Below are 13,252 nucleotides of genomic sequence, written 5' to 3' on the forward strand. Positions count from 1 at the left end.
CAGGAGAGCGGCCGGAGAGGGTTGTCAGGTCGGCCTCGAGGGTGCGGTCATGCGAGTTTTCAGCGAAGGTGAACCGGCCCAGTCATGTCTGACCCTTCGCACCTCGCCGGGATCGGCAGACTACGCTGAGGGGTGGCGTGGCCGCGCAGCACACGCAGCGGACAGCCGGTTGGCTGGCTGTAGGAGATTCCCGATTTCCGGGACTTTAAAGCGGGACACGCGCCGGCCATGACCCATGTAGGGTTCGAGGGCGGACCGACCGGACGCAGCGACCGATGCGGCAGACGGGATGCCGGAACGGGATTTCCGCAGCATTCCGGCGATCGCCGACCTCCTCAGATTCAGGCCGCATCCGCGGCGCAACATATATCGGTCGCCTCCAGGGCACGCCGAGCAATGCCACGTCCTTCATCGCCCCCAGCGGATGCGGTGAAGGCTGGGAAAGGATGAACATGCCCGAGACACAGAAGACGTTTTCACAAGCGACCTCGTGGGGAAGCCGCATTACCGAAAAAGGTGCCGCCTTTCGCCTCTGGGCGCCGAATGTCGATACCATCGAACTCGTCGCCGAGCGGGCGGGCGAGCGCCGCTTCCTGCCGATGGACAAAGAGGATGGCGGCTGGTGGCAGACCGAGACCGATGCCGTCGCGGTCGGCGAAGGCTACGGGTTCCGGGTCAACGGCGAGCAGGTGGTGCCGGACCCTGCGGCACGGGCGCAGATGTCGGACGTGCACTCCCTGTCACGGCTTGTCGATCCCCGCGCCTTCGAGTGGAAGTCGGCCGGCTGGAAAGGGCGCCCCTGGCACGAGACGGTTTTCTACGAGCTGCACACCGGCACCTTCACGCCCGAGGGCACGTTCGATGCCATCGTCGAGAAGCTCGACTATCTCAAGGGTGTCGGAATCACCGCGATCGAGCTGCTGCCCGTCGCGCAGTTCGGCGGCCAGCGGGGCTGGGGCTATGACGGCGTACTGCTCTACGCGCCGCACGAGGTCTATGGCGGTGCCGAGGGCCTGAAGCGGCTCGTCGACGCAGCCCACGAGCGCGGCCTGATGGTCTTTCTCGACGTCGTCTACAACCACTTCGGACCGGACGGGAACTACCTCAACGCCTATGCGCCGGAGTTCTTCCACCCGGAGATTCACACCGCTTGGGGTGCGGCGATCGCCTATGACGAGGCGGCGGTGCGCGAGTTCATGATCGAGAACGCGCTGTTCTGGCTGAACGAATACCGCATCGACGGCCTGCGCCTCGACGCCATCGATTCGATCCAGGATACGACCGACGTTCCGATCATCCGGGAACTCGCCGCGCGGATCCGCGAGAAGATCACCGACCGCCATGTCCACATCACGAGCGAGGACGCGCGCAACATCACCTGGCATATCGAGCGCGACCCGAAGGGCGAGCCGCTTCTGATCAGCGGCGAGTGGAACGACGACTTCCACCATTGCGCCCACGTTCTGGCGACGCACGAGAACGAGAGTTACTACGCCGATTATTCGCGCAACAGCGTCAAGCAGATCGCCCGGTCGTTGGCCGAGGGTTTCGTCTTCCAGGGCGAGCACTCGCGCCACCGCGACGAGGATGTCGGTTTCCCCTCGGCTCATCTGCCGCCGACGGCCTTCGTCAACTTCATCCAGAACCATGACCAGATCGGCAACCGGGCTTTCGGCGATCGGCTGGTGGATCTTGCCTCGCGCCGGGTGGTGGAGTGCCTGCAGGCGATCCTCCTTCTGTCGCCGCAAATTCCGCTGCTGTTCATGGGTGAGGAGTTCGGCGACACCAACCCGTTCTGCTTCTTCACCGATTTCGACGGCGAACTCGGCGATGCCGTTCGCGACGGCCGCCGGGCGGAGTTCAAGAAGTTCGACGCGTTCCGCGACGAGGCCAACCGCAAGCTGATTCCGGATCCGAATTCGGAGGCGACGTTCCGCTATTCCATGCTCGACTGGGAGATGGCCAAACGGCCGACCTATCGCCGCCGCCTGTTCAAGGTCTCGGCGATCCTCAAGCTGCGACACGAAAGCATCGTGCCGCTGTTGACCGACATTCCGCCGAACTGCGGCAGCCACTACATTTCCGACGACAGTGCGGCGTTCGTGGTGTCCTGGGTCCTGAAGGACGGTAACGTCCTGAAGCTTTTCGCCAATCTCGACGATGAGCCGTGGACCATCCCCGACGTGCTGTCGACCGATGATCGCTCCAGCGGCGAACTCGTCTTTGCCTATCCCAAGCATGCCACCGAGGACTTGGAGTCGGGGATTTTGCCGGGTCCTTCCGTGGTCTTCCGCCTGAGCCGGATGCTGCAGATCGCCGACACGACCCACGAGGAGGCTTCGCATGACTGATCGGCTCGACAAGCTCGCCGAAAGCCACGGCATTCAGCTCGGCTACGTCTCCGAGATGGGTGAGCGCAAGGTGATCGAGGATGGCGCCAAGCTGTCGCTGCTCAAGGCGCTGGGGGTTGATCCCGAGACCGGCGAGGAAGGCAGCTTCGACGAAGCCGGCGACAAGCCGGCCTCGCGCTGCGCCTTGCCGGAGAAAGTTAGCTCCCGACGCAGCTGGGGCATTGCCTGCCAGCTCTACAGCTTGCGATCGGATCGCAATCTTGGCATGGGCGATTTCCGTGACCTCGGCGACTTCGTCGAGATCGCCGGGTCGGTCGGTGCGAGCTTCGTTGGCGTCAACCCGCTGCACGCGCTGTTCATGGCCGATGCCGGACGATTCAGCCCCTATTCGCCGTCGAGCCGTCGGTTCATCAATCCCCTCTACATCGCAGTGGACGAGCTTCCTGGTGGGGCGGAGGCAATCGCACGGCTACGGGAGAGCGAGCCGTCGGCGTTTGCCGTGCTCGGAGGCGACCTCGTCGAATATGTCGCCGTCGGTCTCCTGAAGAACCTCCTGCTGCGCGAGGTTTTCCTGCAGCAACTGGAGGCTTTGCGCCACGACGAGGCGTTCAACGCCTATTGCGCCGGCGGCGGCGAGGCGCTGCGGGACTTCGCGCTGTTCGAGGCGATTTCCGCCCGGCAGGTCGCGAGCGGCGCCTATGCCGGATGGCATTCCTGGCCGGAAGCGTTGCGCAGCCGCGACCTGCCGGCGGTGCACGCGCTGGAAGCCGAAGCGGGCGATGAAATCCTGTTCCATCTCTGGCTGCAATACACCGCCGAGGAGCAGTTGGCGGAGGCTCAGCGCCGCGCCAAGGCGACAGGCATGAGCATCGGCCTCTACCTCGACCTCGCCGTCGGTGTCTCGCCGGACGGCGCGGAGACGTGGAGCGATCCGGCATTGACCGTTGGTGCCGCACGCGTCGGCTCGCCGCCCGACATGTTTAACTCCTCCGGCCAGGACTGGGGCCTCGCCCCGCTCTCGCCAAAGGCGCTGGCGGAACGGGACTACCGCCCGCTCGGCGAATCCTTCGATGCGCTCACGCGGCATGCCGGGGCGGTTCGGATCGACCATGTCATGGGCCTTGCCCGACTCTGGTGGATTGCCGAAGGGCACAAGTCGGCCGAGGGCGGCTATGTCCGCTACCCCCTCGGCAAAATGCTCGACACCATTGCCGAGGCGTCCAACCGCAATGACTGCCTTGTCATCGGCGAGGATCTCGGCACCGTGCCGCCGGGCTTCCGCGCAACGCTCAGCGAGGCGAACCTCCTGTCGTACCGCGTGCTCTATTTCGAGCGCCGGGATGTCGAGTTCCTGCCGACCTCTTCCTACCCGGAACTTTCGCTCGCTTGCGTCTCCACCCACGACCTACCGACGCTGAAGGGCTGGTGGCTCGGGACCGACCTCGACCTGCGGGCCGAGACCGGGCGGCAGAATGCCAAGCGCACCGAGGAGCAGCGTGAGGAGCGCAAACGCGACCGTCGCATGCTGATCGGCGCGCTGAAGGAAGCCGGCGTCCTGCCCGAGGAATACGACCGCGTGGCCAGCGGCGAGGACGCCTTGCCGGTGACGCTGTCGCAGGACATCGCCGATGCCGTGCACCGCTTCCTCGCCCGGGCGCCGAGCCTTCTCGTGACCGTGCAGATCGAGGACATGACGGGCTCCGAGCGCCAGCCGAATCTGCCCGGCACCACCGATGAATACCCTAACTGGCGCATCCGCTCCGCTGTGAAACTGGAGGACCTCGCCGAAGATGGCGGTTTCCAGTCCATCGCCCGGGCCATGCGCGACGAACGACCGGAGACCGTATGAGCCGCCAGCTGATCGCCACTTACCGCCTGCAGTTCCGCGAAGGAACCGGTTTCGACACCGCGCGGGACCTCGCGCCTTACCTGAAGACCCTCGGGGTCAGCCATCTCTACGCCTCGCCCGTGTTCGCGGCCTCGCCGGGCTCGACGCACGGCTATGACGTCGTCGACTACAACCGCTTCGAGGAAGACCTCGGCGGCGATGCCGGCTTCCTGGCGATGAGCGATGCACTGTCCGGCCAGGACATCGGCCTGATCCTCGACTTCGTGCCGAACCACATGGGCGTCAGCCCGGAGAACGCCTGGTGGGAGGACGTGCTCGCCTGGGGCCAGGAGAGCCGCTACGCCAACACCTTCGACATCGCCTGGGACGCCGAGAAGGTGCTGATCCCCGTGCTGTCGAAGCCCTATGGCGAGGCGTCGATGGACGGCGATCTCTCCGTGGTGCTCGACCGCGAGCGTGCCCGGCTGCGCTTCGATGCGGCCGGCTACGAACTGCCGCTCGATCCGCGCACGCTCGGCCATGTCTTTGGCTTCCTGGAGCATGCCGAGCGCGACCGCCTGGTGCGCCGCTTCTCGGTGGCGACCCCGATCGAGGGGGAGGAACTGACGGAGCGTTTGCGCGAGCATCTCAGTGACGCCAGTTTCGCCACGGCGCTCGATGCGGCCGTCGCGGCCATCAACGCGGACCAGAGCGCACTCCACGCGCTGCACGAGGCGCAGGTCTGGCGTCTGGCCTGGTGGCGGACGGCGCGGGAGAAGCTGACCTATCGCCGCTTCTTCGAAATCGCCGACCTCATCGGCGTTCGCCAGGAACTGCGTCACGTCTTCCGCGACTCGCACCGCACCGTCATTCGGCTGGCCCGCGAGCGGCGGCTGGACGGCATTCGCATCGATCACGTCGATGGCCTGGCCGACCCAAAGAACTACCTTCTCGACCTGAAGCAGGCCTTCCAGTCGGTGCGCCGCGACCCCGTCATCTACGTCGAGAAGATCCTCACCGGCGAAGAGCGCCTGCGCACTTCCTGGGAGATCGCCGGCACCACCGGCTACGAGTTCATCACCGCGCTGGCGGGGCTATATGTCGACCCCGACCAAGAAGAGGGGATGACGCGGGGCTACGCGCACTTCATTGGCGAGGAGGAGGATCTTCGCCAGATGATCCTGCGCCAGAAGCGCTCGATCTTCTCGCGCAACCTCGCGGGCGAGCTCGCCTACCTCACCGGCGAGGCGCTGACGGTAGCGAGCCGCGGCCTCGCCACGCGCGATCTCGGGCCGGACACGATCTCGCGCTCGATCATCGAGGTCGCCTCGGCGCTGCCGGTCTACCGCACCTATGTTGGCGTCGACGGCGTGCCGAAGGGCGATGCCCAGATCATCGACGATGCCGTCGCGCTCGCGACGTCGCAGCGCGAGGTCGAGGCCGACGAGCCGATCGAGTTCATCGGCCGCCTCTTGAAGCTCGATTTCGACGATGGCCGCGATGTCGCCGGCGCCTTGAACTTCACCCGCCGCTTCCAGCAGACCACCGGTGCGGTGATGGCGAAGGCCGTCGAGGACACGGTGTTCTTCCGCTACAACCGGCTGATCGCCTTGAACGAAGTCGGCGGCGAGCCCGATCATTACGGCGCCGGCGTCGAGGCCTTCCACGAGGCCATGGCGATCCGCACCGAGGACCAGCCGGAAGGCCTCCTCGCCACGTCGACGCACGACACCAAGCGCGGCGAGGACGCCCGGGCGCGCCTCTACACTCTGAGCGAGGCGCCGAAGCGCTGGTCGTCGCTGGTCGAAGGCTTTGCCGAAGCGATGGGCGCCTATCGCCAGCCGATCGAGGAGACGCTCGACTCGCCGGACGCCGCCAGCGAGTGGATGTTCTACCAATCGCTGCTCGGCGTGCTGCCGGCGGATTTCGATCCAACGGACGCCGCCGCCCGCAAGGCGATCGGCGAGCGGCTGTGCGTCTTCATGGAAAAGGCGGTGCGCGAAGCCAAGCGCTACACGTCCTGGACCTCGCCGGCCGAGCCGTACGAATCGGCTCTCAAGGCCTTCGTCGAGGCGGCGCTCGACAGCGAGGCGACGGACGATTTCCTCGCTGACTTCTGGACGTCGGTTCAGCCTTTCGTGGCGGCCGGTGCCTTGACCTCGCTGTCGCAGACATTGATCAAGATGACGGCGCCGGGCGTGCCGGACATCTACCAGGGCACTGAGTTCTACGACCTCAGCCTCGTCGATCCCGACAACCGGCGAAAGGTGGACTTCAAGGCCTGCGCAGCCGCGGCGGCGACGGACAACGTCGCCATCTCCGCTATGCTGGCGGACTGGCGGAGCGGCGCGGTGAAGGCGAAGGTCATTCTGGCGGGTGTTGCCGCGCGGGTGGCATCGCCGACCCTCTACACCACCGGCGCCTATATGCCGCTGGCGATCGAGGGAAGCGCCGCGCGCCATGTCGTCGCCTTTGCGCGGGTCGAGGACGGCAAGGCGTCGATCACCATCGCGCCGCGTCTGTGCCTCAGTCTCCTCGAAGGCGCCGAGGGCCTGCAGCCATCGGCAGCGCAGTGGGGCGATACGGCAGTGGTGCTGCCGAAAGAGCTCGCCGGCATGACCTGGCGCAATGCGCTGGGGACCGGCCGCGTCGGCCCAGCCGATCGCGTGAAACTCGCCGACCTGCCGGATGGCCTGCCTTTCGCCTTGTTGATCTCCCAATAAGGCGGAACTGTCTAAGCAACCTTTGAGAGGGTCGATTGGCCCGTGTGGAGGTTGCTTTGACCCAAACTAGTGAGCGTCCTTCGTGCATTTCTTCGCATGCGGGGCGTTCTTGCCGGACCCACTGGCGGCCAACCGAAATGGGAGTTCTGCCATGCCGATCCGCGCCACCGTCTGGAACGAGTTCGCGCACGAGCGTGAGAACGAGACCGTCCGGGGGATCTACCCCGACGGCATCCACCGGACCATCGCCGACGCGCTGGCTGCCGACGCGGAGATCAACCCGGCGACGGCGACCCTCGACGAGCCCGAGCATGGGCTGACCGCCGAGCGGCTGGCGGCGACCGACGTGCTGCTCTGGTGGGGGCACAAGGCGCATGCGGCGGTCGATGACACAGTGGTAGAGCGCGTGGCGCAGCGCGTGTTCGAGGGCATGGGGCTGATTGTCCTGCACTCCGGGCATTTCTCGAAGATCTTCAAGCGGGTGATGGGGGCGCCGTGTTCGCTGCGCTGGCGCGAGGCAGGCGAGCGCGAGCGGCTTTGGGCGATCAACCGCTCGCACCCGATCGTCCAGGGGATCGGCGACCATATCGAACTGCCGAATTCAGAGATGTACGGCGAGCCCTTCCTGATCCCCGAACCGATGGAGACGGTGTTCATCTCCTGGTACCAGGGCGGTGAGGTGTTCCGATCCGGCGTCACCTACCAGCGTGGCGCCGGGCGTATCTTCTATTTCGGCCCGGGCCACGAGACCTACCCGATCTACCACGATCCGAAGATCCAGCAGGTGCTGCGCAACGCCGTGCGTTGGGCGCACAACCCGGTGCCCGCCTGGGCCGACGTCTCGGCGGCACCGAACGTGCCGGTCGATCAGGCGCGCGAGCCGATCGAGCAGCGCGGCGGCTCGCTACACCAGCCGGGCGAAAAGGGTTTCCGGTGAGTGACAAGCGGCTGCTGATTCTCGGCGCCGGGGCCATGGCGCACCGGCATGCCGAGTTCTTTGCTGTCATCCCAGGCTGCCGCGTCATCGCCGCCTGCGACATCGATGCCGAGCGGGCCAGGCTCTTCGCCGAGGCGCACGGGATCGGCGCCTCCTTCGGTAATCTCGACGCCGCACTCGACTGGAACGGCTTCGACGCCGCCGTCAACGTCACGCCGGATGCCGCGCACCAGCCGACGACATTAAAGCTGCTCGCTGCCGGCAAGGCGGTGTTCTGCGAGAAGCCGCTGGCGCTGGACCATGCCGGCGCGCTGGCGATGACGGAAGCGGCCGAAGCCGCGGGGCTCGTCGCGATGGTCAACCTCACCTACCGCAACGCCCATGCCGTGCAGAAGGCGCGGCGGATGATCGACGCCGGCAAGATCGGCGAGATCCGCCATGTCTCGGCGAGCTACCTTCAGAGCTGGCTGACCGCCAAACACTGGGGCGACTGGCGCGCCGACGAGCGCTGGCTCTGGCGTTTGTCGGCCGCGCACGGCTCGAAAGGGGTGCTCGGCGATGTCGGCATCCACATCCTCGATTTTCTGACCTTCGGCACGGGGCTCGACGTCGCCAGCCTCTCCGCGCGCATGAAGACCTTCGACAAGGGCGGCGCGATCGGCGCCTACGGGCTTGACGTCAACGACAGCGTTGCGATGACGGTGGAGATGTCGAACGGCGCGCTCGGTGTCGTCCACATGACCCGCTTCGCGACGGGCAAGCTGAACGATCTCGACCTTACCATCCACGGCGAGAGGGGCGCCCTGAAGATCTGGGCGAACCACGAGGCCTCGCGCCTCGAAGCCTGCCTCGGCCCCGACATCGAAACGCAGACCTGGCGGGCGGTGGACTGTCCGGCAACGCCGACCAATGCCGAGCGTTTTGTGCTGGCGTTGCTCTCGGGCGAGAACGGCGAGCCGAGTTTCCGCCGGGCGGCTGATGTGCAGAAGCTGCTCGACCTCTGCTTCGTCTCCGATACCGAGGGGCGGACTCTGACGGTCTAGCCACCGGCATCGAGCAAAGCGGGGTTGCGCGTATAGCCTGGCCCAATGGTCAGCGGTGCTGTCGGCATCGCTGCCGAACTGACGTCGGAGACGACGGCGAACGCATCCTCGAACAGCACGGCATCATCGCCTTGCTGCAGCAGCCTGACGGTCACATGATACGGCTTGCCGGTTTCGATGCCGTGGAGGGACGGCGTGCGCATGCCGTATTGCCGTGTCTTCGGCCAGAGCTTCGCCTTGACCACCAAGGGAGCGCCGCCCGCCGGGTCCTCGAAAATCGCCTCGATCACCGAGGCGTTCTTGACGGGCTTCATCACCCAGGCCGTGAACCCGTAATAGGCGTCGGCGATGCGGTAGTTGAAGATGAAGCCCGCCCCGGCGATCTTCAGATAGGGCGTCTCCCCCGGCGGCACGCGCACCGCGAAGGCCGCGGCGGCAAGCGCCAGCAGAAAGGCGCCGCCGTAAAGGGCGAGCGTGCGGGGCGCGATCTTTCGCTGCGGTTTCGGCATGGGTGGATCCCCAGGATGGCCTCATCCGAGGCGCGTGAGACCTTAAGCGAATCGCGTTGGTCTCGCCATCCTCCGGCAAGGCGCGCGCTATGGCCCGCGCCCAATTTCCAGCGTCGACGACGGCCCCGTCCCGTGGCATTCGCGCCTGCCGCAAAACTCGTATCCCAGTTCCGTCTTCGCGCTTGCGAAAGCGCCGCCGCCGACGCAATCTCGGGCGTTGCGACCGGATGGGTATCAGCCTGGCGGCGCGCTGAGGGAGAGCCTGATTTGTCCATCGCCAAGATTCTTGTCGCCAACCGCTCCGAAATCGCGATCCGCGTGTTTCGCGCCGCCAACGAGCTCGGTCTGCGGACCGTGGCGATCTGGGCCGAGGAGGACAAGCTGGCGCTGCACCGCTTCAAGGCGGACGAGAGCTATCAGGTCGGCCGCGGCTCGCATCTCGCGAAGGATCTTGGCCCGATCGAATCCTACCTGTCTATCGAGGAGGTGATCCGCGTCGCGAAACTCTCCGGCGCCGATGCGATCCATCCCGGCTACGGCCTCCTGTCGGAGAGCCCGGAATTCGTCGACGCCTGCCATGCGGCAGGGCTCGTCTTCATCGGTCCGACCGGCGACACCATGCGCCGGCTCGGCAACAAGGTGGCCGCACGCAACCTCGCCGTCGAGGTCGGCGTGCCCGTGGTGCCGGCGACCGAGCCCTTGCCGGACGACATGGACGAGGTCCGCCGCATGGCGCGCGAGATCGGCTATCCCGTGATGCTGAAGGCGTCCTGGGGCGGCGGCGGGCGCGGCATGCGCGCCGTGCGCGAGGAGAAGGACCTCGAGCGCGAGGTGATGGAGGGCAAGCGCGAGGCGAAGGCCGCCTTCGGCAAGGACGAGGTCTATCTTGAAAAGCTGGTCGAGCGCGCCCGGCATGTCGAGGTGCAGATCCTCGGCGACACCCATGGCAACGTCGTCGACCTGTTCGAGCGCGACTGCTCGATCCAGCGCCGCAACCAGAAGGTCGTCGAACGCGCGCCGGCCCCCTATCTCGACGACACTCAGCGCCGGGAGCTCGCCGGCTATGCCCGCAAGCTCGCCGAGGCGACGGCCTATGTCGGCGCTGGCACGGTCGAGTTCCTGATGGATGCCGATACCGGCAAATTCTACTTTATCGAGGTCAATCCGCGCATCCAGGTCGAGCACACGGTGACCGAGGTCGTCACCGGCATCGACATCGTCAAGGCGCAGATCCACATCCTCGACGGCCATGCCATCGGCTCGCCGGAATCGGGCGTGCCGCGGCAGGAGGACATCAAGCTCAACGGCCACGCGCTGCAGTGCCGCATAACCACCGAGGACCCCGAGCACAATTTCATTCCGGACTATGGCCGCATCACCGCCTATCGCGGCGCGACTGGCTTCGGCATCCGGCTCGACGGCGGCACCGCCTATTCCGGCGCGGTGATCACCCGCTTCTACGATCCGCTGCTGGAAAAGGTGACGGCCTGGGCGCCCTCGCCGGGAGAGGCGATCGCGCGCATGCACCGCGCGCTGCGCGAGTTCCGCATCCGCGGCGTCGCGACCAATCTCACCTTCCTCGAGGCGATCATCACGCACGAGAAATTCCACGATAACAGCTACACCACCCGCTTCATCGACACGACGCCGGAGCTGTTCAGCCAGGTGAAGCGGCGCGACCGCGCGACCAAGCTCCTTACCTATCTCGCCGACGTTACCGTCAACGGCCATCCCGAGACCCGCGGCCGGCCAAAGCCCAGCGCCGACCACGCGCTGCCGCGCGTGCCGGTGTTCCGAGAGGAACTGGTCGAGGGCACCAAGCAGAAGCTCACCGCCCTCGGGCCGAAGGGCTTTGCCGACTGGATGCTCGCCCAGAAGCAGGTGCTGGTCACCGACACAACCATGCGCGACGGCCACCAGTCGCTGCTGGCGACGCGGGTGCGCACGCACGACATTGCCGCGATCGCCGAATCCTACGCCCGCGGCCTGCCGCAGCTCCTGTCGCTGGAATGCTGGGGTGGCGCGACTTTCGACGTCGCCATGCGCTTCCTCACCGAGGATCCCTGGGAACGTCTGGCCCTGGTGCGCGAGCGCGCGCCCAACATCCTTCTGCAGATGTTGCTGCGCGGCTCGAACGGCGTCGGCTACACCAACTACCCCGACAACGTCGTGAAGACCTTCGTTGCGGAAGCGGCGAAGGGCGGCGTCGACCTGTTCCGGGTGTTCGACTGCCTGAACTGGATCGAGAACATGCGCGTCTCGATCGACGCTGTCAGAGAGGCGGACATGCTGTGCGAGGGGGCGATCTGCTACACCGCCGATCTCCTCAACTCCGCGCGGCCGAAATACGACCTCAAATACTATGTCGGTCTCGCCAAGGAGATGGAGGCGGCCGGCGCCCACATCCTCGGCGTCAAGGACATGGCGGGCCTGTTGAAGCCCGCTGGCGCGCGCGTCCTGTTCAAGGCGCTGAAGGAGGAGGTGGGCATCCCCATCCACTTTCACACTCACGACACCTCGGGCATTGCCGCAGCGACCGTGCTCGCCGCCGTCGATGCCGGCGTCGACGCCATCGATGCCGCAATGGACGCGCTGTCGGGCGCGACGTCGCAGCCGTGCCTCGGCTCCATCGTCGAGGCGCTCGCGGGGCGCGAGCGCGACACCGGCCTCTCTGCCGACGCCATCCGCCGCATCTCGTTCTACTGGGAGGCCGTGCGCAACCAGTATGCGGCGTTCGAGAGCAATCTGAAGGGCCCGGCCTCCGAAGTGTACTTGCATGAAATGCCGGGCGGCCAGTTCACCAACCTCAAGGAGCAAGCGCGCTCGCTCGGCCTTGAGACGCGCTGGCACTCGGTCGCGCAGACCTATGCCGACGTCAACCAGATGTTCGGCGACATCATCAAGGTGACGCCGTCCTCGAAGGTGGTGGGCGACATGGCGCTGATGATGGTGAGCCAGGATCTTACCGTCGCCGACGTCGAGGATCCCGCCAAGGAACTTGCCTTCCCCGAGAGCGTGGTCTCGATGATGCGCGGCGACCTCGGCCAGCCCGCTGGCGGCTGGCCGGAGGCCTTGCAGAAGAAGATCCTGAAGGGCGAGGCGCCGGTGACGGCGCGCCCGGGCTCGCTGATCCCCGATGCCGACCTCGCGGCCATGCGCGGCGAGATCGAGGCAAAGCTCGAGACGACGCTCAGCGACCAAGCCTTCGCTTCCTATCTCATGTACCCAAAGGTCTTCACCGACTTCGTGGCGACGCAGGAGCTTTACGGTCCTGTCTCGGGCCTTCCGACGCCGAACTATTTTTACGGCATCGCGCAGGAGGAGGAGGTGCTGGTCGATCTCGAGCGCGGCAAGACGCTGGTGATCCGCTGCCTCGGTTTCGGCGAGACCAACGAGAAGGGGCTGCGTACCGTCTTCTTCGAGCTCAACGGCCAGCCCCGCCGGGTAAAGGTGCCCGATCGCACGCGCGGCGCCACGGCGGCGGCGAAGTCGAAGGCCGAGCCCGGCAATGCCGCCCATGTCGGTGCGCCGATGCCGGGCGTCATTTCGACGCTCGCCGTTTCCCCCGGCCAGCAGGTAAAGGCCGGCGACGTGCTGCTGTCGATCGAGGCGATGAAGATGGAGACGGCGCTGCACGCCGACCGCGACGGCCGGATCGAGGCCGTCCACGTCAAGCTCGGCGACCAGGTCGACGCCAAGGATCTCCTGGTCGCCTTCACACCGGACTGACGATGCCGCGGGGTGGCAGGACTCATGCCGCCCCGCTTGTTTCGTCTCCCGCGCTAGGGCCTCATTTTTTCAACCGGATGGGCGCCTTGGAACACAGGTTTCCGCATAATTCGGTTTCCGGTCATTGCGCGC

At 66.3% G+C, this 13,252-nt stretch carries 7 protein-coding genes; 6 read left to right on the top strand and 1 reads right to left on the bottom strand.

Annotation, left to right across the window (positions count from 1 at the left end):
- Positions 1 to 452: 452 nt before the first annotated feature.
- From treZ to ACZLZY_RS21195, 5 genes are all read left to right on the top strand, one after another.
- A complete protein-coding gene (treZ, locus tag ACZLZY_RS21175; RefSeq protein WP_472936035.1) occupies positions 453 to 2,351 on the top strand; it encodes a malto-oligosyltrehalose trehalohydrolase in 1,899 nt (632 codons plus the stop codon).
- A complete protein-coding gene (gene malQ, locus ACZLZY_RS21180) occupies positions 2,344 to 4,200 on the top strand; it encodes a 4-alpha-glucanotransferase (RefSeq protein WP_472936036.1) in 1,857 nt (618 codons plus the stop codon). Before treZ ends, malQ begins: the two co-directional genes overlap by 8 nt.
- Entirely contained in the window at positions 4,197 to 6,902 is a 2,706-nt protein-coding gene (treY, locus tag ACZLZY_RS21185; protein ID WP_472936037.1) for a malto-oligosyltrehalose synthase, read from the top strand. Before malQ ends, treY begins: the two co-directional genes overlap by 4 nt.
- A gap of 151 nt (positions 6,903 to 7,053) precedes the next feature.
- Positions 7,054 to 7,839 carry a ThuA domain-containing protein gene (locus ACZLZY_RS21190; RefSeq protein WP_472936038.1) on the top strand — a complete coding sequence of 262 codons (786 nt, stop codon included), beginning with the start codon at positions 7,054 to 7,056 and terminating at the stop codon, positions 7,837 to 7,839.
- Positions 7,836 to 8,882: a Gfo/Idh/MocA family protein gene (locus ACZLZY_RS21195; RefSeq protein WP_472936039.1), complete on the top strand. Its 1,047-nt coding sequence runs from the start codon at positions 7,836 to 7,838 to the stop codon at positions 8,880 to 8,882. Before ACZLZY_RS21190 ends, ACZLZY_RS21195 begins: the two co-directional genes overlap by 4 nt.
- Here the strand turns inward: ACZLZY_RS21195 and ACZLZY_RS21200 are convergent.
- Positions 8,879 to 9,391, bottom strand: coding sequence for a hypothetical protein (locus tag ACZLZY_RS21200; RefSeq protein WP_472936040.1), 513 nt, complete (start codon positions 9,389 to 9,391; stop codon positions 8,879 to 8,881). The two genes, ACZLZY_RS21195 and ACZLZY_RS21200, sit on opposite strands and share 4 nt — an antisense overlap.
- A 267-nt stretch (positions 9,392 to 9,658) precedes the next feature.
- On the opposite strand from ACZLZY_RS21200, the gene pyc reads away from it, so the two are divergent.
- Positions 9,659 to 13,120 carry a pyruvate carboxylase gene (gene pyc, locus ACZLZY_RS21205; protein WP_472936041.1) on the top strand — a complete coding sequence of 1,154 codons (3,462 nt, stop codon included), beginning with the start codon at positions 9,659 to 9,661 and terminating at the stop codon, positions 13,118 to 13,120.
- The last annotated feature ends 132 nt before the right edge of the window (positions 13,121 to 13,252 follow it).

This window comes from Mesocryomonas lacus (genome assembly GCF_055730135.2).